17 protein-coding genes are annotated in these 26,197 nt (G+C 51.7%); 7 read left to right on the top strand and 10 right to left on the bottom strand.

Features of this window, described 5'->3' with window-relative positions:
* The first annotated feature begins 273 nt into the window (after window positions 1–273).
* A complete protein-coding gene (locus tag M2374_RS00210; protein WP_146717197.1) occupies window positions 274–852 on the top strand; it encodes a LuxR C-terminal-related transcriptional regulator in 579 nt (192 codons plus the stop codon).
* A gap of 196 nt (window positions 853–1,048) precedes the next feature.
* On the top strand, window positions 1,049–10,402 hold the full coding sequence (locus M2374_RS00205) for an autotransporter outer membrane beta-barrel domain-containing protein (protein WP_181688388.1): 9,354 nt from the start codon (window positions 1,049–1,051) through the stop codon (window positions 10,400–10,402).
* A 144-nt stretch (window positions 10,403–10,546) separates the two neighbouring features.
* Here the strand turns inward: M2374_RS00205 and M2374_RS00200 are convergent, their stop codons facing one another.
* The 6 genes from M2374_RS00200 to rclA form a co-directional block, all read right to left on the bottom strand.
* Window positions 10,547–11,314, bottom strand: coding sequence for a bifunctional diguanylate cyclase/phosphodiesterase (locus M2374_RS00200; RefSeq protein WP_146717199.1), 768 nt, complete (start codon window positions 11,312–11,314; stop codon window positions 10,547–10,549).
* 97 nt (window positions 11,315–11,411) lie between these two features.
* On the bottom strand, window positions 11,412–11,993 hold the full coding sequence (locus tag M2374_RS00195) for a LuxR family transcriptional regulator (protein WP_170973020.1): 582 nt from the start codon (window positions 11,991–11,993) through the stop codon (window positions 11,412–11,414).
* Between the two features lie 21 nt (window positions 11,994–12,014).
* Window positions 12,015–12,710: a flagellar brake protein gene (locus M2374_RS00190; RefSeq protein WP_115259155.1), complete on the bottom strand. Its 696-nt coding sequence runs from the start codon at window positions 12,708–12,710 to the stop codon at window positions 12,015–12,017.
* A gap of 388 nt (window positions 12,711–13,098) precedes the next feature.
* Window positions 13,099–13,659 carry a reactive chlorine resistance membrane protein RclC gene (gene rclC / locus M2374_RS00185; protein WP_115259157.1) on the bottom strand — a complete coding sequence of 187 codons (561 nt, stop codon included), beginning with the start codon at window positions 13,657–13,659 and terminating at the stop codon, window positions 13,099–13,101.
* 11 nt (window positions 13,660–13,670) lie between these two features.
* A complete protein-coding gene (rclB, locus tag M2374_RS00180) occupies window positions 13,671–13,907 on the bottom strand; it encodes a reactive chlorine resistance periplasmic protein RclB (protein WP_170973021.1) in 237 nt (78 codons plus the stop codon).
* A gap of 177 nt (window positions 13,908–14,084) precedes the next feature.
* Window positions 14,085–15,410, bottom strand: coding sequence for a reactive chlorine resistance oxidoreductase RclA (gene rclA / locus M2374_RS00175; RefSeq protein ID WP_181688389.1), 1,326 nt, complete (start codon window positions 15,408–15,410; stop codon window positions 14,085–14,087).
* A 236-nt stretch (window positions 15,411–15,646) separates the two neighbouring features.
* Between rclA and rclR the strand changes: the two genes are divergently transcribed.
* Entirely contained in the window at window positions 15,647–16,501 is an 855-nt protein-coding gene (gene rclR, locus M2374_RS00170) for a reactive chlorine-specific transcriptional regulator RclR (protein ID WP_181688390.1), read from the top strand.
* Between the two features lie 43 nt (window positions 16,502–16,544).
* Here the strand turns inward: rclR and M2374_RS00165 are convergent, their stop codons facing one another.
* From M2374_RS00165 to M2374_RS00150, 4 genes are all read right to left on the bottom strand, one after another.
* Window positions 16,545–19,688, bottom strand: coding sequence for a CusA/CzcA family heavy metal efflux RND transporter (locus M2374_RS00165; protein WP_174360612.1), 3,144 nt, complete (start codon window positions 19,686–19,688; stop codon window positions 16,545–16,547).
* Between the two features lie 11 nt (window positions 19,689–19,699).
* Window positions 19,700–21,001, bottom strand: a complete 1,302-nt coding sequence (locus M2374_RS00160) for an efflux RND transporter periplasmic adaptor subunit (RefSeq protein WP_117342175.1) — start codon at window positions 20,999–21,001, stop codon at window positions 19,700–19,702.
* A gap of 75 nt (window positions 21,002–21,076) precedes the next feature.
* Window positions 21,077–21,424 carry a cation efflux system protein CusF gene (cusF, locus tag M2374_RS00155; RefSeq protein WP_115259162.1) on the bottom strand — a complete coding sequence of 116 codons (348 nt, stop codon included), beginning with the start codon at window positions 21,422–21,424 and terminating at the stop codon, window positions 21,077–21,079.
* 32 nt (window positions 21,425–21,456) lie between these two features.
* A complete protein-coding gene (locus M2374_RS00150; RefSeq protein WP_181688391.1) occupies window positions 21,457–22,839 on the bottom strand; it encodes an efflux transporter outer membrane subunit in 1,383 nt (460 codons plus the stop codon).
* Between the two features lie 181 nt (window positions 22,840–23,020).
* Here M2374_RS00150 and cusR point away from each other — a divergent pair, with 181 nt between their 5' ends.
* The 4 genes from cusR (at window position 23,021) to M2374_RS00130 (ending at window position 26,049) form a co-directional block, all read left to right on the top strand.
* Complete coding sequence (gene cusR / locus M2374_RS00145; protein WP_096757976.1) at window positions 23,021–23,704, top strand: copper response regulator transcription factor CusR; 684 nt, start codon at window positions 23,021–23,023, stop codon at window positions 23,702–23,704.
* Window positions 23,694–25,145 (top strand): Cu(+)/Ag(+) sensor histidine kinase, encoded by a 1,452-nt coding sequence (locus M2374_RS00140; RefSeq protein ID WP_117342173.1) that lies wholly within the window; start codon window positions 23,694–23,696, stop codon window positions 25,143–25,145. Before cusR ends, M2374_RS00140 begins: the two co-directional genes overlap by 11 nt.
* 144 nt (window positions 25,146–25,289) lie before the next feature.
* Window positions 25,290–25,616, top strand: a complete 327-nt coding sequence (locus M2374_RS00135; RefSeq protein WP_181507044.1) for a copper-binding protein — start codon at window positions 25,290–25,292, stop codon at window positions 25,614–25,616.
* A gap of 55 nt (window positions 25,617–25,671) precedes the next feature.
* Window positions 25,672–26,049, top strand: a complete 378-nt coding sequence (locus tag M2374_RS00130; RefSeq protein WP_117342171.1) for a DUF302 domain-containing protein — start codon at window positions 25,672–25,674, stop codon at window positions 26,047–26,049.
* Window positions 26,050–26,197 lie beyond the last annotated feature (148 nt).

Raw genomic sequence — 26,197 nt, 5'->3', positions numbered from 1 at the left:
TTTTCTCGATTCATAAGCGAAATCTATCAATCATCTGCCCAGAGGTGATTTAAACGATTTATCTTAAATTTTAACAAAGTGTAATATCAACATTAAGAATAGTTAAAGATTTTAATAAATACAGAAAGTATCTGTTGAAACCGAAATTAATAAGGATACGTTCAAAACACAGAACGGGATATTCGTTTTAATTAACATTTCACGCATCGCGAGGAACTCTTTTTAATAAAAAAAAGAGGCGATTGCTTGCATCAAAATTTCAAGGAGATCGTTATGTCTAAAGCTATATTTTTGGGTGACTCACTTTACCCATGGCTTGGCATGCGAGAAATTTTACGTGGTTCAGCATTATTTACGGATATCACGTACCACTCCTCTCAGACGCTTTCTGCCGTCAACATACATTCTCATAAATTGGATTGCATCATTATTAATCCTGGCAATTCTGATTTTTTAAAATATGCCAGAGTTATCCGCAACATGGCCTTACGCCCTGCGACGATGATTATCGTTCTGGCCGATGAAGCCACTTTTTCACTTTTTCAAACCGTTTGCGGGATGAACATGCATTTTCTCGATCAAGACGACTCTCTTGATCAACTTTTGCACGCATTCACCTCTATCACTCAAATAAAAAAATCACGCACTATCAAAGCAGTACATAACAAAATAACCGCAAACGAATTTAACGTCATGATGATGTTGGCCCGCGGTTGGACGCTGACTCAAATCGCCGGCGCATCGCAAAAAAGTGAAAAAACCATTGGGGCGTACAAAAGCAACATTGCCAGAAAGCTTGGCAAAACCAATACCCGGCTCAAGTACACCATCTCGCACTATAGCCAGCCGTAACTGACTTATTTAAGGACGACCATAACGATTATTTTTTAAAAGGGACTCACTTTCAGTTCGTCTTTTATTCCGCGAAACCCGGAAGGCATCCCCATTTTTAAAAATCGACCTGCCAGGTAGCACTCCCGCGTGCCAACCATAGCCAACAACTCAACGTAATAACGCATGCAATATAAAATGCAGATAAGGGTTATATATGAATAAAGTTTACAGCATTATTTGGAACGCGGTACTCGGTATCTGGGTTGTCGTTTCTGAATTAACCAAAGGCAAGAAAAAAAGCAGTTCGCGTAAAACTGTCGCGGTACTGGCGGCCAGTGCATTAAGCGGTGCATCGATGCTGGCATCTGCGGCACCGATTATCGATACAGGTGAGCACAATATTTATACTGACTATCAGAGAGGTATTTCAGCTGAGGTAAATGAAGGAATTCATAATTATGGCTTCTTATATGAAGATAACTCTACTGGTCAGGCGCTCAACATCAGCGGCGCAATCCCAACGATTGCCCCAGGTCAAAGCGGCGTTGTGGAGTCAACCACCATCAGAGAGCTGCTGCAAAACGGAAAAATCACCCTAAAAGCCACCAGCCCCGATCAGAATGTCAAAACGATCTCCACCGTGGAGCAACTGGCAGAATACCTGACTCATACTCAATCGGCGAAACCTTCGCAGAGCACAGATTTTGATGTTTTTGATCCGGCGCTTCCGGGAGAACCCGAGCCAATTAAAGTCTTCGATACCAGCGCATTAGCCGGTTTTATCACCGAATCACAAATCGGTGATGCGGTGTTGAACACTTATGATCCACAGCAAACGCAAATCTATAAGCAATTTGGTATTGCTCTGGCGACAAACGGAGGCATCGCCAATCTGAATATTGGCAACGACACGCTTAACGTACGTGACAAGGCCAATACCATCGAATTGCTGGCCAAGGACTCCTCACTGCTGCAAGCGCAGGGTGCCAACAGCCAGGTGAACTGGAAGTCCGATAACTACATAAAATTCAACGCTGCCCCGGTTGTACCAACGGAAACATTTAACGGTTCACAAATCACCTCCGTATTTGGCACTGATGTAACGCTACTGGCTTACGGTTATAACGACACCGGTGAGGTTATCGAAACAGGTACCAAAACGTTCTCGATTACAACGGCCGCGGAGCTGGCTGAGTTCAATAGCTGGCTATTAGGCGAAAGTGATGACGCCGCACAAAAACCGGATGGACAAAAAGTCAGCCAGATCCAGCTGTGGCTGGATGCCGAAAATAGCCAAATAACGACGGTATCCGCTGCGCAAGCGAAGTATGCCGAGTTGATTGAAAACGTGCTTAGTTCCGGTAAAAAATCTGACGTTATCACCTGGGATTATGACGTCTGGACCGACGGCCTGTCGCATACGAATAACACTACCGCCGGGCGTGGTGAACTGCACGCCATCTATGCCAACGGCGCTGGGACTACCGGCACCCTGAACCAAGGTGCGATGATCGCCGTTGACGGCAGCATTAATGGCGTAATGAAAGCCATTGACGGTGGGGTTATCACTAACCTCGGCGAACTGAACGCATTGCGTTCCTCCGGCGGGCAAAGTCTGGCCATCGGCATGCTGGCGAAAGACGCCACTGCTACCAACCACGGCACCATCAACTCCGGGTTGTTTATTGATAAAGACGGCAATCAAAAGGTCAACAGCTATGGCGCATTTGGTATGCAGGGACAAGGCGCCAGCACCATTACCAACAACGGCACCATCAACCAGGCCATCACCACCGATAACTTCGGTACCGCCTCTGCCGCCGATCCCTGGAGCAAGGATAATCCCGATAACTCGTTGACGCTGGCCATTGGCATGCAACTGTCCAACGATGCACAGGGCGTGAATAACGGCGTTATCAATATCGTCGACGGGAGCAAAAACGGTGCATCCTATGGTAAAGGCACCGCCTTTGGCGTAGAAGTCGCTGACAACGCGACCTTTACCAACGCGCAGAATGCTTCTATTTATCTTGGTCGCAACGCCAATAATCTGTCCCTGGATGCCACCCTGCCAGGCGGTTCCAGCCCAAGCGCCGGGATCATGACCAAAAGTGCCAGCGAGGTCATCAATAAGGGGCTCATCACGCTGGGCGTCGGCATACGCAACGCTGCGGGGATCTTGATCGGCAACGCGACAGGCAACGTGCTGAATACCGGCAATATTGTGGTCAATGGCGATGGTCGTGGAGGGAATATCAAGAACTACGGCATCACTGTTCGTGACAGTGGCGCTGAAAATGGTCAGATCATTCGCAATGACGGCAAGATCAACGTCAATGGCACCAACAACGTCGGCATTCACGTCAGCGCGACGAAAAAAAATGCCCTGGTGACCACCAGCGACTCAGGCTCTATTGTGGTAGACGGTACCGGCGGTGTGGGTAACCGTAACTACGCTATCTGGGCTGAGGGTGGCGTTAATGGTCAGGCGACGGTCAACGTCGATTCCGCTATCACACTTAACAAAGCCGGGAACATCGGCGTGCACGTGCGTGATAACGCCATCGCGAATGTCGACACCCTGAGCAGTCCACTATTCAACAGCACCAACCAGATTGGTTATTACCTGTATGGCAAAGGGGCTACCGCCAACATTGGTCAGGCGGTGATGAATGACAACGGTCAGGCTAACACCACTATTTTTCGTATCGCTAATGGTGCAAAACTTGCAGGTAATACGACCAACCCGAAAGATAATTCGAGTTCCAATCTCGACCTGACCTTAAGCGGCAAAAACTCCGTCGGCGTCTTCGCCACCGGCGCAGGCAGTAGTGTAGACACCGGCGAAGCCACGTTTAGCGTGAAAGGCTCCGATTCCGCAGCCCTGCTGATTGAAGGCGGCGCAACAGGTAACATCAGCGATAAAACCACCATCAATTTAACCGGTGAAAGAACCATTGCCGGGATTGTTGACGGTAAGGCACATAAGTTGAATGGCGACGACGAGCAAGGTAACCCGACTGAAACTACCCTCACCTCAAACGCGAAGATCACCTCTGAAACTGGCGGTAACGAGGTTATTGCCTATGTGGCAAGAAATCTCGGCAATCTGACCCTTGGTGCCAACGCCATTATCGATCTAGCCAGCACCGACAGCATCGGTGTTGATGTACAGCAAGGCGGGCGTTTCACCAACAATTCCGACAAAGCCCTGCATGTCAGTGACGGTATCGGTGTTCAGGCTTCGGGAGCCAGTGCGCAGATTAATAAACTGGGCCAAATCCTGGTCGATGATGGTACTGCCGGTGTTCTACTGACTGAAGGTGCCAGTTTACTGATTAATGGCATTTCCGGTGACAGTATTACCACCAACGGTTCCGCTGACGGTATTCGACTCGCCGATAAAGCCGGTGCGCTGTCCGCGCAAAGCGTGATGATCCGCGCCGATGGAACTGGCGCAGGCATTCAAAACGATGCCAACAACAACAATATCCTGCTGCGCAACGTGACCATTGACTCCAACGATGGCGCGGGGATCCGCACCAGCGTGGCGCTCACCATGACCGATCGTGACAGCGAGGGAAATATCCTCAACGTTCACGGGAAAGGTACCGGCTTCGCCTTTGAACAACGTAATGGCGGCGAAACATCGGGCGACCTGAGCATAGGCAAAGGCTATACCATTGAGGTCCTTAAGGCTGAAGGCAGCGGTATTCGCGCGAATACCGATGGCGCGCTCACCACCAATGCCGATATCAATGTACGTGACGGCGCAGGCGGCTCGGCGATCATCGCGAAGAACGTCCGCGCCGTCAGCAATAGCGGCAAAATTATCTCTGCCAGCACCAGCGCACCGGTGATTGATGCCAGCGGTGACAGCAATAAAAAAATCACCAACACCGGCACCCTGCAGGCCATCAACGACACGGCCGTAGCCATTCAGTCTGGTAAAGGCAATGACGCCATTGATATCAGCGGCGGTGTGACCAGCGGCGTGATCAACACCGGTGAAGGCACGGACACCTTTAACTGGCAAAGCGGCACCTTTGCGGGCGAGGTGAATTTCGCCGGCACCGGCGGTAACAATACGGCCAAGATCGGCGATGTATCACTGGATAAAACGCGCCATATCATTACCGCTGCGGGTACGGGCAACGCCCTCACCTTCACCAACACCCACGGCGACAGTGCAAAAATTGGCAGCCTGAACAGCGATAACCAGACCACCGGCACCAACATTGGCACCGGCTGGGACTCGCTGACCATTACCGGGTCAAACGCGGATGTCCGCGTCGTTGAAAATCTGAGTCTGGCGAGCAAAACCATTGCCGTAAACGATGGTGCAACGCTGCGTACCGGCGACCACGTCGAGTCCACCAGCACCGCCGCGACCATTGGCAATTATGACGTGAAAACCCAGGGCACCAGCAGCAGGGTTATCTTTGATACCCAGGGCGATACGTCAGCCGCGCAAATTTACGACGGCGTCATCAGCGGTGACGGGAAATTTGAACGTAAGGCAGGCGGGACCACGGTCTTTACCAACAATAACAGCTACACCGGTTCTACCACCATTGATCAAACGGGGACGCTGCAGTTAGGTTCCGGCGGCGATACCGGCGAAATCAGCGCCGTATCAAACATCCTCGACAACGGCGTACTGGCGATTAATCGCGCCAATAATGTGCTGCTCGGCGGCGTGATTTCGGGTATCGGCGCGCTGCAGCAAATCGGCGGTGGCATTACGCGCCTGGCGGGCAATAACACCTATACCGGTGACACCACCGTCACCCACGGTACGCTGCTGGTAAACGGTAATCAGAGTGCGGCTACGGGCGCAACCACCGTCAGCGGCATGTCCACGCTTGGCGGTAACGGTATTATCGGCGGCAACGTGCTGATGAACGACGCCTCGACCCTCAGCGCGGGTGACGGCGGTGCGGGAACATTAACCATTAACGGCGGCCTGCAACTGGGCAGCAAAACCACCTCCGCCTTCGAGCTGGGTCAGGCTTATACGCCGGGTGGCGCGCTGAATGACCTGATTACTGTCACCGGCAACCTGCAACTGGACGGGACGCTGGACGTCACCACGTCTCAGGGCGGTAATTTTGGACCGGGTGTGTACCGTATATATAACTACGGCGGCACGCTGGATAACCGGACGCTGGAGTTGGGCGCGGTGCCAGACAGTCAGGATAAGAACAACATTTTTGTCCAGACCTCTATCGACAAACAGGTCAACCTGGTCAACGCCAACGGCGTCACGCTGCAATTCTGGGACGGCGCAACCGTCAACCAAAGTCACGGTAAATCGGGCATTGAAGGCGACAGCAAGATTGACGGCGGCGATGGCAAATGGATGGCGATTGGCGACCAGGGCGACAACAACTGGACAACGGCCACCGGTGAGGGCAACGCGCCGTGGGCGCAGAAATCCTTCGCCGTGTTTACCACCAAAGGCGGTACCGTCACCGTGGATGACGCCAAAGGTGACGTCAATTTCTCCGGAGCACAGTTTGACGCCGACGGCTATGTCGTGAAAGGTGATGCGCTCAACGCTTATGCCACCACCGAAACGGCCACTCATGCGGGTCAAACGCCGGGCACCGGTGAACTGCTGCTGCGCGTCGGGGCCGGTGGCGCGGGACAAAACTATACCGCGACCATTGAATCTATCCTTCGCGAGGCCAGCGCCCGCGATCGGCTGACGCTGGTGAAAACCGACCTCGGCCGTCTGATCCTCAGCGGTGATAACGAATATCGCGGCGGTACGCGCATTGACGGCGGCACCTTGCAAATCTCCGCCGACAGCAACCTCGGCCAGAGTGGCACGGATTTGGTCATCAATAACGCCTCCACGCTGCAACTGGGCGCTGATTTGACCAGCAACCGTACCATCGAGCTGGGCGCCAATGCTAACGCGGCGGTATTTGATCTCAATTCGCACCATTTCACCCCAACCGGCGATATTACCGGAGATGGCAAGCTGAAAGTGACCAGTAGCTCAAGCGATGCGGGCAGCACCTTAACGCTTGACCGCACCAACAGCTACCAAGGGGAAACCGAAATTGCCGGGACCGGGAATAGCAATAATGTGACGGTTAACGTCAGTAAAACCGGGGCGTTCGGCAGCAATGAAAGCAGCACTGTTAACGTCAATAACGGCGCAACGCTGAACATCAATGGTGCAGACACCAGCCTGACATCGCTGACCATGAACATCGCCGACAGTCTGTTAACGCTGGCCGATACCGTCACTGCCGCCAGCGCCAACCTGAATCTGACAGGTAAAGCGAAAGCAGTATTACGCGATAAAGCCACCGCCGCTAACGCGACGGTCAACGTAGCGAAAGACAGCACCCTGGCGCTGGAAGACAACGCCAGCGGCGGCAATGCAACGGTAAACAACAGCGGCCTGATGACCGCGGCTGATAACTCGATGGCGGAAAATACGGTGGTCAAAAACCTGGCGGACGGCCTGGTGGATGTCAGCGCAGTCAACAGCGCCACCTCCATCGGTTCACTGTCCGGTGCGGGTAATGTCGAGCTGGGTAACAAGCAACTGTCGCTGGGTAATCTAAATCTGGCTGACACTATCAGCGGCGTTATCAGCGGCAACGACGGCAGCCTAGTGAAAATCGGCGACGGTACGCTGACCCTGACCGGCGACAACACCTGGACCGGCATCACGGATGTTGACCAGGGCGTGCTGCTGGTCAACGGTAATCAGTCTGCCGCAACCGGCCAGGTCACGGTGAAAACCGGCGCTACGCTCGGCGGTAACGGCATTATCGGCGGCGCGGTGGATGTGCAGGATAACGGTCACATTACCGCCGGTGCGGCCATCAACAGCGTCGGTAAACTGACCACCGGTTCGCTGACGCTAAGCGATAACGCACAGCTGGATTATCAGTTTGGTCAGGCCTATACCCCAGGCGGAGCTTTCAACGATCTGATTGATGTCAACGGCGATCTGACGCTTGACGGCAAGCTCAACATCGAGACCTCACCGAACGGCAGTTTTGACGTTGGGGTTTATCGCGTGATCAACTATACCGGCACGTTGACCAATAACGTGATGGATATTGCTAACGCACCGGAAGCCGCTGACAGCCTGTATGTACAAACCTCGGTTAAAAATCAGGTAAACCTGGTCAACCATGCCGGGCTGACGCTGCGCTTCTGGGACGGCACCGGCGGTGAGAACGGCAACCTGAAAAACAACGGCGTGATTAACGGTGGCGACGGGATCTGGCAATCCAGCCAGGGGAATGACAACTGGACCACCGATGAATCCACGCCAGAAGGCGCGCTGAACGCGCCATTTACCGATGCCGCGTTTGCCGTCTTCCAGGGCGAGGCGGGCAATGTGACGGTCGATAACAGCAAAGGCGACGTCATCATCAGCGGTGCACAATTCGCCACCGACGGCTATCGCGTCGGCGGAGAGGCTATCACCACCGATACCGCCAATACGCTGATCCGCGTTGGCGATGGTACGGTAGACGGCGTTAACTACACCGCCACCATTGACAGCGTGATCCGTGGCACCGGCGGTCTGAATAAAGGCGATCTTGGTACGCTGATCCTCACGGGCGACAATACCTACAGCGGTGGCACCACTATCACTTCAGGTACGCTTCAGGTAGCCGGTGATACCAACCTCGGCGCAGCAGATACTGGCATCACCTTTAATGGTGGTACGCTGAAATATGGCGACGCTTTCGATACCGCACGTCAGGTAACGCTGGAATCCGGTGGCGGGACGTTCGACACCAACGGGCACGATGTATCCCTGCTGACCGAAGTCGAAGGTCATGGTCAGTTGATTAAAACCGGCAAAGGTTCACTGACCCTGACGCTGGATAACACCTACACCGGCGGTACCACCATCAACCAGGGCGTATTACAACTCGGCACCGGCGGCGATATCGGCAGCATTCAGGGTGATATCGTTGATAATGGCGTACTCAGCGTCAATCGCGCTGATACCCTGGCATTAACCGGTGATATCAGCGGCAAAGGTCAACTGCACCAGACCGGCAACGGCACCACCGAGTTGCAGGGTAAAAACAGCTACAGCGGCGCAACGCTGATTACCCACGGCGTGCTGCAAGCGGGTGATACCAACACCCTGAGCGCGGCGTCGCACCACTATGTGGTTGCGGACACTACGCTTAACACCCAAGGCTACAACCAGACGGTAGCCGGGCTGAGTAACGGCGGCGATGTGTCGCTTATCGGTCAGCAAATTGGTACAACCTTAACCGTCAAAGGAGACTACACCGGCGAGAAAGGCACTATCAACATGGCAGCCACGCAGAATGGTCGCGGCGCGGGTATTGCCGATCGCCTGATTATCGACGGCGGTAAAGCCAGCGGGAAAACGTTGCTTGATGTTGACGGCTCCGGCCTCGGCGCGCCTACCGTGGGTGACGGCATCGAAGTGGTCACCGCGCTGAATGGCGCCACCACCACCGCGCAGACCTCGCGAGACGCCTTCCATCTTGCCGCTGAACGCATGGCTGCGGGTGCATTTGAGTACCAACTGCACGCCGGTAACGCGCAAGGTCAGGGTGAAAACTGGTATCTGAGAAGCGAATACCGTCCGGAAACCATGCTGTACTCCGGCCTCGCCAGCGTCGTTCGCCAGGGTGACATCAGCCTGCTGGGTAACATGCACCAGCGTATGGGTGACGAGGTGAAACCGGGTATTGATGAAGATAACCGCGCGTGGGCCAGAATGATTGGTTACTCCGGCAAAACCAAACTGGATGATGCGACAGGGACACAAACCAGTTCACATACCATGGGCATCCAGGTCGGCGTCGATATGTACGCCAATGAAAGCTGGAAAGCCGGGATGTATGCCAGCGTGCTCGACATCGACAGCAGTGTTAAAGGCACCAAAACTGGCAGCGATGGCAAAGGCGGTAATATCGATGACAACGCGTTTTACGTTGGCGGTTATGCCACTTGGTTCTCGGATGACGGAATGTATGTCGACAACGTCCTGCAGTACGGTAACCATAAATCCCGTCTGTCGGCATCCGGAAATAACGGCTCGCACACGGTGAAAGGCAATACGCTGACGGCCTCAACGGAAGTGGGCAAGTCATTCCGCTTAGGCGCCAGCGCCTGGAGTCTGGAGCCTCAGGCGCAGTTGATCTATCAGTACAGCAACTTCGATAACAGTACGTTGGATGGCGTCACCCAAACGAAGGTCAAGATGGATACCGCCGATTCGTTTACCGCGCGTCTGGGTGTGCGTCTGGTCGCAGACTATGATACCAACCACGGCAAATTCCAGCCTTACGGCCGGGTGAACGTCTGGCAGGGTCTGGGTTCAAAAGACAAGACGCAGTTTAGCAATGCGGTTGCCACCACTACGCTGGAATCGTCACAGCAGTACTCCAGCACCGAAGTCGCCGCCGGACTGAGCTGGTCTATTGACCGGAATGTGCAGGTCTACGGTGAATTGGGTACGCAATTCAGCAACGGCAGCAGTAAGTCGCAGATTGAAGCCCCGGTGAATGCATCTATTGGCTTTAAGAAATCGTTTTAATCTAACGTAAACGTAGCCAGCCCTCTGTTATTACAGAGGGCTTTTTTATGCGCGAGGGAATCAACATCGGTTGTCCGGCGGTTGTCCGGATAACGCGCGTGCGCCTCCATCAGGAAAAGGCGTTATAGCCCAGGGAGAGAGTGATTAACGGCTAAATTGGGTTAACAGTGCGGGAATGTCTTCGGCCATCACCGGAGGAGAGATAAAAAAACCCTGAATTTTATCGCAGCCAATCAGCGTCAAACGTTCTAACTGGGCATGGGTTTCTACCCCTTCAGCCAGCACTTCAATGCCAAAATTGTGCGCTAATGTAATAATACCCTCAACGATCTTTGCCGATCGGGTATCGGGCTCGATGCCTGCAACAAATTCTTTATCAATCTTTAAGGTATCAAACGGATACTTCAGCAGATAATTAAGGTTCGCGTGCCCGGTACCAAAATCATCAAGCGCCAGCTTCACCCCAATCGCCTTCAGTTCTGTCATGTTTTTAGCGGCTATCTGGCTGTCGCACAGCGGCGACGTTTCCGTGATCTCTATTTGGCATCGATGAGCAGGTAGTCCACTGGCGGCGAGATTTTGTCTGACACGTTGTGGGAGCAGTGGATCGCAGAATTCAAGGGCAGAAATATTAACAGAGAGAGAAAGAGGGTCTGGCCAGGAGGCGGCAATGTCCCATGGAGGGTTGCTTACCATCTCCTCTATGGAAAATATATTGCCGCTATTTTCCAGCACCGTAATAAAAACATCAGGGGAGATCATGCCCATCTGTGGGCTATTCCAACGCATTAACGCTTCAAACCCACTAATAGTGTGGGTTTGTAAGTTAAAAATAGGTTGATAAACCATATAAAGCTGACTGGTATTGAATGCTTTTTCAAGCGCCGTTAGCACATCACTGGAATCTAACACACCCCTTCCCCCCCCATCACCACAACAAAAACCAGTCGAAATCACTCCCAAATTGTATCTACTTTTACGTATTTCACATCAGAAAAGAATATTCAGATCAGGGTAAAAAAGACAAGCTATGGGTAAACCTAATAATTAATTTATTTAAATCAGAGGTATTGGCCAGTCCCAGTTTCGTAACGACCCGCATCTTGTGCGCTTGAATCGTTTTATAATTCAAACTGACTAATTCAGAAATTTCTCTGGCAGTATAACCACTTACCAACAGATTGAGGATCTGCTGTTCTCTTTCCGTGAGCCTTTTCTGCGACCGATACAGTCGGGGATTCCATTTCCCAACCGCCAGCGTAGCCAGTTGTCCAAAATCACGCAGTGATGACTTTTCCGTCAGGACAATGGTCTTTTCCACATATAATAACTCAACACATAATTTCGCCACCAAACTGTCAGCGACAATGACAATAACGTTATTATAAAATTTAAATCGGTTTTTATTCAAAAACTGCACAATTGCAGAACACGGTTGTTCATTGTTAATGATATTAAAAACCATTGTTTGATGTTGGCACAATGATGATTGCTGCAACATATCCTCAAACGGGAATGTTTTGATAGGGATATGTTTACTTGTCAGATAGGCGAACATACCGCTGCCCACAAAATTATCAGTGCCGCACATCAACATCCTGTTCACCGTTCCTTATAAACTTCGAATCTTATTACTCATTAAAAATTTGATGATTATTTTCTCGACTTCCGCCTCTTCACGACGGTTCTTATAGTCAAACTCGCACGATATCTGGTAGCAGGAGTACAACTGATTATCATCATCAAACTCATTGATCATGACGACATCAATCACTTTGAGATCAAGCAGTAAACTGCCAAACACATCAAAATCCAGGGTGGCACCTTTAATAACCGCATCTTTATAAAGGAATCGTGCATTCACATCCTTAACGATTAATGCGCAGCCCCCCTGAGAAATATTTTTAATCTTCAGTGAGTAATTTTCGCCGTTTTTGTAACGACCAGAACAGAAAAAATCATAGCCCTTGAGGAAGGAGAAACGCTGATTTTGTCGCTGTTGCGCAAAGAAAATCATATCCGGGATAAGGTACGACAACCCTGCTTGCGCATCACCTGCGGACGCCTGTTCGTATCTGGCGCTAAATTTAACAATCCCGCTATCACTGTGCAGGATGAAGTATTGGACCTTTTCAGGAACGATGTCTTTGTGCGGAGAAAGCACAAAGCGCTCGAAATCAATCTTTTCTAACTGTGTGATAACGCTGTTGTTTTCACATAAGACTTCCAGTTTAGTCTTCTTGTGCAACTCTTCGCGCAGGATCGCTATGATTTCAAACTTGTTGTCCTTTGCTAATCCAAAGCTCATTCTCAAACCCTTATTTCCATATTTAAGAAATGTTCCGGTCTTGTTCGCAGACAAAAACACGAAATCAGCATCCACTCCTGGCGCTTAATTACCTTAGTGGATTCCATGTCAAACTGTTGATAAAAATTTAAGTTTTTAACTATCTTTAATGTTTTATTGATATGTAAAAACGTTTGATACGGGTTAATTCTAGCTGAAGTGAAGTCTAAAACCACGCGAAGTTGCGCAACAAGCATAACAAAAAAGAATAACAAGACGTTTTCAGCAGGGGTTTGGGGATAACGAATTTAGCTTATGGCAAAAAAAAGCCAGCATCATGCTGGCTCCGGTAATTACCGTATTAAACTCTAGTGGCATACTATCTTACAGAGGGTACAACGTGAGAAAATCAGTACTGCTGCTTAACGAGGGTCCGAGCTGAATCCGCAATAATCATTACTGCACCCGCCAGCATTAATGTATCTTTTAACACTAGCCGCCCGGCCCCCGATAAATACGGGAAACCGTGGTGCAGATCGCCTAGCGGCATAACCCATGCTTCCGGCGTGGTGATTAAAAAAGACAGGGTGACAATCGGTGTGGCGAATGCCAGAATCCCGCCGATTAATCCCAACCTGCGGCTGAGCGGATTTGCCAGCACCAACAAGGCAATAATTATCTCAACCACGCCCAGTCCATTAGAGAAGCTGTAGGTATTATTCGCTGCTTGCCATTCCCGCTCCTGCGGTTTAAATTCCCCTTCATGCGTCAAATGCTGCTGATACTCTTGCGGATGTTCATAAAAAAATGACATTAGCGGACTGTTGGCCACGAATGGCGTAATACTGTCGGCTTCGTATGGAACGAATTTTAATAATCCAATCCAGATAAACACAATGGCGATGCTCAGGCGAATCAGGGTTAATCCGATGCGATCGGCCTTGCCCAGTAAGCGAAGATATTTTTCCATACCAACCGCCCTTACTTGTACAAAATCGCCGTAGCGTAAGTGCTGCTGTCAATACGCATTGAGGTGATTTTCCACGATGATGCCTGTTTCTCCTGCGCCAGCTTTGCAATGGCCTCCTCAATCACAGAAGGCGCGGCGGAGACGGCTGACACGCTAACGTGGGCAATTTCGGTTGGCGACTGCGCCAGCGCGGAAAACGTGACAGGTGCAGTCAGTAAAGAGGTCATCAGTAAAGTTGCTTTCAACATATTCATTTCTATTTCCATTAACCAGTCAATTCAGTGTTAATATAATAAACTCACACATTCTATTTATTGCCATCCGTAACGCCAGAATAACTGTTCATACGTATTATTTAGGTACTGTGCTACACGCATAAAAAAAGCCCCACACGGGTGGGGCAAAAAGGCAGACACAGCGTTTTATTATTTAACTAATGCGAATAGATCGTTTAATGATTCGCTCATGCTCGGGTGGGTAAATATTTGGTCACGTAAAACGGTATAGGGTAATCCGGCATCCATAACGGTTTTAACGATATTAATCATTTCATGTGAATCTACACACAATAGCGAGACACCTAATATCCGTTGGGTATTCACATCAACCACGGCTTTGAGCATACCGCGCGTATCATCCATCACCCGAGCCCGCGGGATCGCCGTAACGGGTAACGTCACGATCTGAACCTCCGCCCCGCTGGCTCTGGCCTGCTCTTCGCTCATCCCCACGCGAGAAAGCGGCGGTGTCATAAACACGGAATACGGCACATTCTGGCGGTCGCCGGTGTTGCGCAACCCTTCTCCCAATAAACTGTCGCGCACAATGCGGAAATCATCCAGCGAGATATAGGTAAATTGCAATCCGCCAGTCACGTCGCCCATGGCCCAGATATTATCTGCCGAGGTGCGCAGATATCTATTCACGATAATTCCGCCCCGCTCGTTGACGTCCACGCCAGCATTTTTCAGTTGCAGTGCTTCCGTTGCCGGTTTACACCCCGAGGCGATCAGTAGCGCGTCCACCGAATGCGTCTCTTCTGGCATCTGTATCTGTACCGCACCGTCCTGGGACGATACAGAGTGTACATTGGCGTTCAGAATCAGCTCGACACCTTTGTCGCGCAAAATGCGGGCAATGGCATCAGCGACATCCCGGTCTTCACGCGGTAAAAATAGCGGCGCGGCTTCAAAGATAGTGACCTTGCTTCCAAAATTGGCAAACATGGACGCGAATTCCACGCCAATGTACCCGCCGCCCAAAATCCCCAACCGCTGAGGACGCTGCGCCAGATTCAGCAATCCAGTGCTGTCGAATACGCCAGGTGTGCTGGATAATCCTTTAATATCAGGCATCGTCGACTGCGCACCGGTATTAATGAAAATCTTCTCGCCGCGGAGTTCACGCGTGCCGGTCGCCTGGATGACCCGCACAGTATGGTTGTCAACAAACTCAGCGCGCCCTTCAATCACATCGACATTGTCCAGACCGACAAGGTTATGGAAGTTTTTATCACGCAGAAAGCGAACAACATCTGTTTTGCGTTGCATTGCGGCGGCAAAGTCATGCTGCATTTCGGCATCATGCACCAGCGTTTTAGTGGGTATACAGCCGATATTGATACATGTCCCGCCATACATGGTGTTGGACTGCTCAATAATCGCCACCTTCCAGTCTGCTTTTGCCAGCGTCGCCGCCAGCGTTTTACCTGCTTTGCCAAAACCAATAATGATCGCCTGATACTGATTCATACTGCCTCTTTGCAAAATCACTGTTCATTTGTTAACCCGAAGTATAAGGACTGACGAACATAAACAGCGTATCCATAACGCGCTTATTTATGTCAAATCGTCTAAAGTGAAATATGCAAATTTGTGAAAGCACAAACCATATTACCAACTAACCATTTGATGGTATTATTTTAATATAAAATTATAGCGATAATGGCGATATCTCCCTAAGGGTATAAAATTGTTCAGGAGTCTTTATGGACGCGCTTAGCCGATTATTAACGCTTAATGACCCGCAGGGGTCTATTGATAAAAACTGCTTGTTGAGCAGAGACTGGCAGTTGCCACATGCTGCGGGAGAGCTGTCGGTTATTCGCTGGCATACGGTAACTCAGGGTGCGGCTCAGCTTGATCTCCCGGACGGCTCGTCCTACACGCTGCATCCTGGCACAGTGGTTATGCTGGCACAAAACTCCGCCCACCGGCTGTGCCAGTCAGGCGAGGAACAAACGCATCTCGTCTGCGGAAGCCTACGGTTGCAGGCATCTTCACGCTATTTTTTAACCGCACTGCCGGAATTGCTCATTCTGGCCCCCGAGGAAAATAGCCCTGTTGGTCAGTGGCTGAGAGCCATGATTGAACTGCTGCAACGGGAATCAATGAGCACGCTGCCAGGTTCTGAGGTGGTATGCAGCCAGCAATGCGCCACGTTGTTTACCCTTGCTGTACGCGAGTGGCTGACACGGGCCGCACCAGGTAAAAACATGTTGAATCTGCTGCTGCATCCCAAACTGGGGGTTATCGCTAACCTGATGCTTGAGTTGCCCGCTCATCCGTGGACTGTCGAAGAGCTGGCGCAGCGCGCGCATATGTCGCGGGCCAGCTTCGCGCAACTGTTTCGTGAAGTCTCAAACTCCACGCCGCTCGCGGTCTTAACCACATTGCGTCTGCAATTCGCCGCCCAGATGTTAGCGCGTGATTCACGGCCGTTGATCGTGATTGCTGAGGCGGTGGGCTATGCCAGCGAATCATCGTTTCACAAAGTCTTTCTGCGTGAATACGGCTGCACGCCGGGTGAGTACAGAAAGCGGGTCAAGGCGCTGGAAAAATAGCGTTGCGCCGTATTACGTTCTCCGGCGCAACGCTATTCAGGCGTTATTTCTGCGAACGATGGCGGTGCAGCCACATCAGCTTATACGCCGCCGGAATGATAAACAGCGACAGCAGCGGCGCGGTGATCATACCGCCAATCATCGGGGCGGCAATCCGGCTCATCACCTCCGACCCGGCCCCGGTACCCCATAAAATCGGCAGCAGGCCGGCAATAATCACCGCCACGGTCATCGCTTTGGGGCGCACGCGAAGCACCGCCCCGTGATACAGCGCCTCATCCAGCTTAGCCACCGTAAAGGTCTGCGGATTTTCCAGCGCGGGCTCCGCCTCAATGGCGTGGCGCAAATACATCAACATCACCACGCCAAACTCGGCGGCAACACCTGCCAGCGCAATGAATCCGGTGCCGGTCGCCACCGACATATGGAACCCCATCCAGTAGAGGAACCAGATCCCACCCACCAGTGCGAACGGCACGCTGGTGATAATCAGCAACGCTTCACCAAAACGACGGAAAGCCAGATACAGCAGCACGAAGATGATCATCAGCGTCATCGGCACCATCAGTTTGAGCTTATGGCTGGCGCGTTCAAGCAGCTCAAACTGGCCCGAAAACGCCACACTGGTCCCCGGTTTTAGCTGGACATTTTCGGCAATCGCTTTTTTCAGATCGTTTACCACCGAGACCATGTCACGATCGCGGGCATCGATGTAGATCCAGCTGGTCGGGCGTGCGTTCTCGGTTTTCAACATCGACGGACCTGAAACAACCTTCACATCCGCCACATCCGCCAGCGTGATTTGTTGCTTCATGGGCGTCAGGACCGGCAATTGTCGTAACGCTTCCGGACTGTCGCGATAGCTTTGCGGGTAGCGAAGATTGATCGGATAGCGGGCAATCCCTTCCACCGTTTCGCCCACCATCGCGCCGCCGACTGCCGAGGTAATGAACAGCTGTACATCACCTACGGTCATGCCATAACGCGCGGCCTTTTCACGTTGAATATCGACGCTGAGATAGCGCCCGCCTTCCAGACGTTCCGCCAGCGCAGACGCGACGCCCGGCACGGTCCTCGCCACCTCTTCGATTTGCTCTGCCGTGGCGTCAATGTCCGCCAGCACGGTACCCGAGACCTTAATCCCGATTGGACTTTTGATCCCGGTAGACAGCATGTCGATGCGGTTACGAATCGGCGGTACCCACAGGTTCGCCAGGCCCGGCAGCCGGACCGTTTTATCCAGTTCCTCGATGATTTTGTCCATCGTCATCCCCGGACGCCACTGATCCTGCGGTTTCAACTGGATGGTGGTTTCAACCATTTCCAGCGGCGCGGAATCGGTGGCGGTTTCGGCCTTACCGGTTTTACCAAATACCCGCGCCACTTCCGGCACGGTCATGATCAGCTTGTCGGTTTTTTGCAGCATATCCGCCGCCTGCGCCGCCGAGATCCCCGGCAGGGTCGACGGCATATACAGCAGGTCACCTTCGTTGATCTGCGGTAAGAACTCGCCGCCGACTTTATTGAGCGGGAAAATAACCGTCAGGATCGACAACACCGCCACCAGCAGGGTGGCCTTCGGCCAGTGCAGCACCTTCAGCAACAGCGGATGATAAATGCGGATCAGAAAACGGTTAAGCGGGTTACTGCTTTCCGCCGGGATCGTGCCGCGGATCCAGAATCCCATCAGGATTGGGATCACCACAATCGCCAGCAATGCGGCCCCAGCCATGGCATAGGTTTTGGTGAACGCCAGCGGGCCAAACAGTCGCCCTTCCTGCCCCTCAAGGGTGAAAATAGGGATAAACGACAGGGTAATAATCAGCAAACTGATGAATAGCGCCGGTCCCACTTCCACCGAGGCGTTGGTGATCACCTGCCAGCGCGTGGCGTTATCCAGCTTTTCTCCCGGATGCTGATGCGCCCACTCTTCCAGCCGCTTATGCGCGTTCTCAATCATCACAATCGCGGCATCAACCATCGCCCCTACAGCAATGGCGATGCCGCCAAGCGACATAATGTTGGCGTTCAGTCCCTGGAAATGCATCACAATAAACGCAATACACAGCCCCAGCGGCAGGGAAATAATGGCGACCAGCGCCGAGCGGATATGCCACAGGAACAGCGCACACACCAGCGCCACAACGATAAACTCTTCCAGCAACTTGTAGCTCAGGTTATCAATCGCGCGGTCGATAAGCTGACTGCGATCGTATGTTGTAACTACCTCAACGCCTTCCGGCAGGCTGCTTTTCAGCGTCTCAAGTTTGGCTTTGACGGCGGAGATTACGTCACGTGCATTTTTACCCGAGCGCAGGATCACCACGCCGCCAGCCACTTCGCCTTCACCATTCAGTTCGGCGATGCCACGGCGCATTTCCGGTCCAATTTGCACGCGGGCAACATCGCGCAGGTAAACCGGCACACCGTCAGCCCCGGATTTCAGCACAATAGTATTGAAGTCATCGAGGGTTTGCAGATACCCGCTGGCACGCACCATGTATTCCGCTTCCGCCATCTCCACGGATGAGCCACCCGCCTCCTGGTTAGACGCATCCAGCGCCGATTTCACCTCAGCCAGGCTGATACCGTATTGCGTCAGCTTCATCGGGTCGATAACCACCTGGTACTCTTTGACCACGCCGCCTACCGACGCCACTTCTGCGACATTGGGAATCGTTTTCAACTCATACTTTAAAAACCAGTCCTGCAGAGAACGCAGTTCGGCCAAATCGTGTTTGCCGCTGCGGTCCACCAGCGCATATTCAAAGATCCAGCCGACGCCGGTGGCATCTGGCCCCATTTCCGCGCTGACGCCTGCGGGCAGTTTTCCCTGCACCTGGTTGAGATATTCCAATACGCGGGAGCGTGCCCAGTAAGGGTCGGTGCCGTCTTCAAAAATGACATACACGTAAGAGTCACCAAACTGCGAGAAACCGCGCACCGTTTTCGCACCAGGCACCGACAGCATGGTGGTGGTCAGAGGATAAGTGACCTGATTCTCAACGATTTGTGGCGCTTGTCCCGGATAGCTGGTTTTAATAATCACCTGCACATCAGAGAGATCCGGCAGTGCATCTACTGGGGTGTTGATAATGGTCCATGTTCCCCAAATACTGAGGAACAACGCCCCCATCATCACCAGAAAACGGTTAGCCACTGAGCGGCGAATAATCCATTCAATCATGTGTTATATCCTCAGTGTGAATGGGTCGCCGGGGTCGGCATTGCGGGCATAGCCGCGGCGTCTGGCGTCCCACTCTTCCGGGCGCGCATGCGGTCCAACGCCCCGGCGATATTCGCCTCGGAATCAATCAGGAACAGGCCGCTGGAGACCACCTTCTCACCTTCCGTCAGACCGGAGCGGATAGCCGTTAGCCCCTGAGATTCATGGAATACGGCAACCTGCTTCGGCACAAAGCGTCCGTCGTTATCCACGGTGATCACCCGCTGCTCGCTGCCCGTATCAATCAGCGCTTTGGACGGGATCAGCAGCATCGGCTCACTTTGTGTTTTCAGCTTGAGGTAAGCATTCATCCCCGGCTTGAGTGCCTCGTCAGGGTTTTCGACCTGCAAACGTAACTGGAGGGTACGCGTCGTGGCATCCACGCTCGGCAAAATACTCCACTTGCTGATGGTGAATGTTTTATCCGGCCAGGCGGGTACGGTGATCGCAAACTGCGAGGCGTCTTTAATCAGCCAGGCGATAGACTCCGGGACCGATGCGCTGACCCACACCGGATCCATGCCCTGAATTTTTGCTACCACGTTATCTTTCGAAATGTTCATGCCGGTGCGCAAATCAAAGGCGGTGATCACCCCATCGATGGGCGCGCGCAGGGTGAAGCGGGTTTGAATTTTCCGCGTCGATTTTAAGCGCTGGATGTCCTGTTCGGGCATCCCGGCCAGACGCAATCTTTCGAGAATACCGTCGACTTGAGTGGCGGTACCGCCGGTCTCGCGCAGCAGAAGATATTCGCTCTGCGCTTCAACCCAGTCGGGGATGGTCAGATCAATCAGCGGCGCGCCTTGCTTAATTTTATCGCCAACGGTCAGCGGATACACTTTTTCGATAAATCCCGCTGAGCGGGCTTGCACAATCACAAACTGATATTCGTTATAGCTAACGTTGGCCGGGAACGTTTGTGCATACTGCAGCGGTCCACGACGTACAGCCTCGGTTTTTAGCCCCAGATTTTGGGTTTGCGTCGGATCGATTCGCACCCCTGCGGCGGCGTCGCTCGCGGTCTCTTCATCGGCATATTTCGGGATCAGATCCATATCCATAAACGGCGATTTACCCGGCTTATCAAAACGGGTATTCGGATACATCGGGTCATACCAGAACAGGACTTTACGCGCTTCTTTTTGCGCATCGGGGCCACTGTCGGTCGGGACGTTTGCTGATGACAAATAAGGATAGATACCGACGGCAATAACCCCACCGACAATCATGCTGGCAAGAATAAGCGCGGTATTTTTAATATTTAAAGACGCCATAGTGATTTCCATTGCGCGAGTGTCTCACCCGCGTTCAGAGAAAACGGGTGAGAATAAAAGAGACCTGCGACTGCGTTATTGACTGACGTGAATATCACGTAATACAGAGAGATTTCCCTGTTGAACAAAGGTAAAGGCGACCTTATCGCCGGGCTTAATATCATCAGCCTTCGTTTCCGGGACCAGCGTAAATCGCATGGTCATCGCAGGCCAGTTCACCGCCGGAATAGGTTCGTGCTTGATGGTGATTTTTTTGCTCGCCATATCAATAGATTCAATCACGCCCGTGGCGCTGATGACTTGCTCCTGCTGGGTAGCGGGCTGCATATTCATCATCTCGCCATGCTGATGCTCATTGGCCTGAGCGTTAAACATGACCACAGACAACACAGTAAACAAAGCGGCTTTAGCGGTACTTTTCATGTCATATACTCCTGAGAATTTATAATTAAATATCATTCAACCCAGCCGCCGCCTAAGGCAGCAAACAGCTTAATTTCATTAACCTGCTGGTCGTAATTAAGATCGAGCAGTGATTGCCGGGTAGCGAATAAAGAACGCTCTGCATCCAGTACTTCGATATAACTCACCGCACCATGTTGATAGAGCGCTCTGGCGCGTTGCAGCGTGATTTGCAAAGAGTCCAGATAGCGCTGCTGAGCGGTAATTTGATCTGCCAGGCTTTGGCGCAACACCAGCGCATCCGCCACTTCTTTAAACGCGTTCTGGATTTTTTGTTCGTAATTCACCACCGACTGCTGCTGACGAATTTCGGCCAAATCGAGGTTTGACTGATTACGTCCGGCGTTAAAAATCGGAATATCGATTTTGGGTACGAAATTCCACATGTCGCTGGCGGCATTAAATAAGCTGGAGAGGTCACTGCTGCTACCCGATAGCGAACTGGTGAGAGTAATGGACGGGAAAAAGGCCGCCCGTGCAGCACCGATGTTGGCATTTGCCGCCATTAATGCATGCTCGGCTTCTAAAATATCCGGTCGCTGAAGCAGTATTTGCGATGGCAGCGACGGCGGCAGCGTCACCGCGTTGATATCACCGTGGCTACGTGCCCGGTCATCCGGTAATTTCCCGTAGGAGCCAAGCAACAGTTGCAGCGCATTATTCGCCTGCGCCAGTTCGCCTTTACGTTTGGCGATATCGGCGCGCGTGCTTTCAATTACGCCCCGCGCCTGTTCCAGCGCCAGCACGTTGGTGCTACCGGTTAACAGTTGTTTCTCAACAAAAGCGTATGAACGCTGATAGTTTTGCAGCGTCTCTTCGGCAATTTTCAGCTGCGCGTAAGCCAGTCGCTGGTTGAAATAACTTTGCGAGACGTTGGAAATTAATAAGATATGCACCGCCCGACGCGCTTCTTCACTGGCAAAGAAATTCTGTCGTTCGGCTTCACTCATATTTTTCAGGCGGCCGAAGAAATCCAAATCGAAACTGAGATTCAGTCCGGCCTCAAATTCTTTCTGCGTGCTGGTTTCGCCTTTAAATTTGCCGCTATAGGTACCGCTGGAGCCAGCATTAAGCTGCGGATAGCGGTCTGCATCCGTCACCCCATATTGTGCTCGCGCTTCCTGAACCTTGAGGGTGGCCATGCGCAGATCACGGTTATTCAGCAATGCCTCGCCAATCAGCGCTTTCACCTGATCATCAACGAAAAAGGTGCGCCAGCCCGTATCCTGGTATCCCTGTGGTGCCGGTACCAGCGCATTCTGGCTCAACGAAAATTGCTGCGGTATCGGCATTGCCGGACGCTGATACTCCGGCGCCAGCGAACAACCGGCCAGAATAAAAACAACGCTGAGAGTAAGAAGCTTAAATTTGCACATAGTTCTTTTCGTCCAAACCGGACTGGAATGTGAATTTATTACCGTGCACCTTACCGAATCGACTCTGTTTAAGCGGTGACAGGAAAATGACAAAGCTGTCATTTTCCCAATAACTCATTGCTATCCGATCCCGCTTCTCTAGAATTGAAACCCGCACAGCCAGTGGGTGAAGGAGAATGTGATGAAGATTTTGGTCGTCGAAGATGAGAAAAAAACCGGCGAATACCTGACGAAGGGCCTGACGGAAGCCGGTTTTGTTGTCGATTTGGCGGATAACGGCCTGAACGGGTATCACCTGGCCATGACCGGCGATTATGACCTGATCATCCTCGACATCATGCTGCCTGACGTGAACGGTTGGGATATCGTGCGTATGTTGCGCAGCGCTAACAAAGGCATGCCGATTCTTCTCCTTACCGCGCTGGGCACGATTGAACACCGGGTCAAAGGCCTGGAACTGGGGGCGGATGATTATCTGGTGAAACCCTTCGCCTTTGCCGAACTGCTGGCTCGGGTCAGAACGCTGCTGCGCCGTGGCGCGGCAGTGATTGTCGAAAGTCAGTTTCAGGTTGCGGATTTAATGGTTGATCTGGTCAGCCGAAAAGTCACCCGCAGTGGCACCCGCATTACCCTTACCAGCAAAGAATTTACGCTGCTCGAGTTTTTCCTGCGCCATCAAGGGGAAGTATTACCCCGCTCGCTGATTGCCTCACAGGTCTGGGACATGAATTTTGACAGCGACACCAATGCGATTGACGTCGCCGTAAAGCGCCTGCGTGCCAAAATTGATAATGACTTTGAACCGAAGCTGATTCAGACCGTACGCGGTGTGGGATATATGCTTGAGGTACCGGATGGCTATTAAACGCCTGCAGCGCCCTTTTTCGCTGGCCACGCGACTGACCTTTTTTATCAGCCTGGCAACCATCGCTTCGTTTTTCGCCTTCGCCTGGATAATGATCCACTCGGTGAAAGTCCATTTTGCCGAGCAGGATATCAACGATTTAAGAGAGATCAGCACCACGCTGGAACGGATCCTTAATCAACCCAACGAACCGGAATCCCGGCGGCTGGAAATCTTAAAAAACGTGGTTTCCGGTTACTCTAACGTTATTATTTCACTGGAAGATGCTAACCAAAAAGCCATTTTCCATTCACCTGGTGCGCCGGATCTGCGTCAGTTTATTACCCATGCGAAACCGGATAAAAACGCCGGTAATAATAATGTCTTTTTAATCTCCGGCCCCATGCTACGCACGCAAAATCACGATCACGGAGAAAACACGCCCTCCAACTGGCGCATGATTCGTTTGCCGGTAGGCCAGTTAGCGGACGGCAAACCGGCCTGGACGCTGTATATGGCGTTATCAATAGACTTTCATCTGCACTATATTAACGATCTGAAAAACAAGCTGATTATGACGGCATCGCTGATCAGCATGATGATTATTTTCATCGTATTGTTCGCCGTCTATAAAGGTCATGAACCGATCCGTAACGTCAGTCGCCGTATCCAGAACATTACCTCCAAGAATCTCGATGTCCGCCTCGATCCCCAGGCCGTACCGATAGAGCTGGAGCAGCTGGTCGGGTCGTTTAACCATATGATCGAACGCATCGAGGATGTGTTTAAACGCCAGTCTAATTTCTCAGCGGATATTGCCCATGAGATCCGCACCCCCATCACCAATCTGGTCACCCAAACGGAAATCGCACTTAGCCAGCCCCGTAGCCAGAAAGAGCTGGAAGATGTGCTCTATTCTAATCTCGAAGAGTTTGGCCGAATGTCGAAGATGGTGAGCGACATGCTGTTCCTGGCACAGGCGGACAATAATCAATTGATCCCGGAAAAGACGGCACTCAACCTGGCGGATGAGGTCGGTAAGGTGTTTGACTTTTTCGAGGCGTGGGCAGAAGAGCGCGAGGTGAGTTTACGCTTTGAGGGCCGCGCATGCTGGGTGTCTGGCGATCCGTTAATGCTGCGCAGAGCCCTGAGCAATTTGCTGTCGAACGCCATGCGTTACACTCCCAAGGGCCAGTCGGTGACCGTACGGGTAAAAGAGGCGGACGAACAGGTACACATTATTGTCGAGAATCCCGGCACGCCCATCGCCGCGGAGCATCTGCCGCGACTGTTCGACCGTTTCTACCGCGTGGACCCGTCACGACAGCGTAAAGGTGAAGGGAGCGGCATTGGCCTGGCGATTGTGAAATCAATTGTCGCGGCCCATCAGGGAAAGGTGGCGGTCACCTCTGACACCCGCGCCACCCGCTTTATTCTGACACTGCCAAAACACGCAAATTAGCCCTGCAGGGTGGCACGAATGTGCCATCCGCTGACCTGCTGGCATTTTTATTGATTCTCTGACGTAACCGTCATAATTCTGTCACCTCGCTGAGCGCACCTGCTTATTATCATTTCTTCCGTAAACCCCTACTGGAGAAATATGATGAACAAGATGTCTTCTTTTTTTGCTATTGCATTTTTTATCTCAGCTGGCGTGAATGCCGCAGAAAGTGTTGATACCCATCAACAGGCGGCGATGGCCCATGACATGATGAATAATAGCGATGCCCCTGCCCATCAGAAAATGGTGCAGGCACATCAGACGCAAGCACGTAATAGTCAGTCCACTAAGGCCGTTGCGCCGTCATTTTCACAAATGGATGAGCATGAAAAAGCAATGGTTGTACATGAGTCAATGAATAACGGTCATGCGTTTTCACATCAGCAACAGGCAGAAAAACATCGCCAACAGATCCCCGCGCAGGGATAACTCATGTACTATTCTGGATGAATAACACCACTCTCCCATTACGGATGGAAATTCCATGAATAAGCTATTCAGCGCCTTTGATTTTCAGCAAACACGTCAGCGCCTGCTGGCCAACATAAAATCACATGGCCTTGTTTTATTTGGCGAGTTTGATCATGCCAAAGCTGCTGCCGAGGTGGAATTAATACTTCCACCCACTACGGTACTTATTTTTGGTAACCCCAAAGGGGGTACTGCTCTAATGTTGCAGCATCCAGAATTAGCGCTCGACTTACCCTTCAGAGTATTAATTAGCCAGCAACCGGACGGGCTGGTTTGGGTCGGTTTTCATCCGGTCGAAACGCTGGAGAAATACGGGCTGGATACGCATGCTATTCAGGCACTAAAAAAACTGGAAAATCTTGTAGAACAAAGCATTGCCAGCATTGACTGAGTCACACACGCAGGCTTATTGTTCAATAAGTCTGCATTTCTCATTACCTCCTTCATTCTTTCTCTCCTCGATTAATGTCAATATTAATATTCCATTAAATCGCACATCAAAAATTAAACAACCTCCAGAATAATAAATGAATTGTATA

It is taken from the genome of Citrobacter sp. JUb117 (assembly GCF_024809055.1).
Lineage (GTDB): Bacteria > Pseudomonadota > Gammaproteobacteria > Enterobacterales > Enterobacteriaceae > Citrobacter > Citrobacter gillenii.
The sequence above is the reverse complement of the archived record's forward strand: the minus strand, read 5'-3'. Positions and strand labels throughout refer to the sequence as shown.

What these genes read in the sequence shown, in the direction of transcription:
- M2374_RS00210 (WP_146717197.1), top strand. Translation starts at nt 274, where the DNA reads ATGTCTAAAGCTATATTTTTGGGTGACTCACTTTACCCATGGCTTGGC.
- M2374_RS00205 (WP_181688388.1), top strand. Translation starts at nt 1,049, where the DNA reads ATGAATAAAGTTTACAGCATTATTTGGAACGCGGTACTCGGTATCTGG.
- M2374_RS00195 (WP_170973020.1), bottom strand. Translation starts at nt 11,993, where the DNA reads ATGTGCGGCACTGATAATTTTGTGGGCAGCGGTATGTTCGCCTATCTG.
- M2374_RS00190 (WP_115259155.1), bottom strand. Translation starts at nt 12,710, where the DNA reads ATGAGCTTTGGATTAGCAAAGGACAACAAGTTTGAAATCATAGCGATC.
- rclC (WP_115259157.1), bottom strand. Translation starts at nt 13,659, where the DNA reads ATGGAAAAATATCTTCGCTTACTGGGCAAGGCCGATCGCATCGGATTA.
- rclB (WP_170973021.1), bottom strand. Translation starts at nt 13,907, where the DNA reads ATGTTGAAAGCAACTTTACTGATGACCTCTTTACTGACTGCACCTGTC.
- rclA (WP_181688389.1), bottom strand. Translation starts at nt 15,410, where the DNA reads ATGAATCAGTATCAGGCGATCATTATTGGTTTTGGCAAAGCAGGTAAA.
- rclR (WP_181688390.1), top strand. Translation starts at nt 15,647, where the DNA reads ATGGACGCGCTTAGCCGATTATTAACGCTTAATGACCCGCAGGGGTCT.
- M2374_RS00165 (WP_174360612.1), bottom strand. Translation starts at nt 19,688, where the DNA reads ATGATTGAATGGATTATTCGCCGCTCAGTGGCTAACCGTTTTCTGGTG.
- M2374_RS00160 (WP_117342175.1), bottom strand. Translation starts at nt 21,001, where the DNA reads ATGGCGTCTTTAAATATTAAAAATACCGCGCTTATTCTTGCCAGCATG.
- cusF (WP_115259162.1), bottom strand. Translation starts at nt 21,424, where the DNA reads ATGAAAAGTACCGCTAAAGCCGCTTTGTTTACTGTGTTGTCTGTGGTC.
- M2374_RS00150 (WP_181688391.1), bottom strand. Translation starts at nt 22,839, where the DNA reads ATGTGCAAATTTAAGCTTCTTACTCTCAGCGTTGTTTTTATTCTGGCC.
- cusR (WP_096757976.1), top strand. Translation starts at nt 23,021, where the DNA reads ATGAAGATTTTGGTCGTCGAAGATGAGAAAAAAACCGGCGAATACCTG.
- M2374_RS00140 (WP_117342173.1), top strand. Translation starts at nt 23,694, where the DNA reads ATGGCTATTAAACGCCTGCAGCGCCCTTTTTCGCTGGCCACGCGACTG.
- M2374_RS00135 (WP_181507044.1), top strand. Translation starts at nt 25,290, where the DNA reads ATGAACAAGATGTCTTCTTTTTTTGCTATTGCATTTTTTATCTCAGCT.
- M2374_RS00130 (WP_117342171.1), top strand. Translation starts at nt 25,672, where the DNA reads ATGAATAAGCTATTCAGCGCCTTTGATTTTCAGCAAACACGTCAGCGC.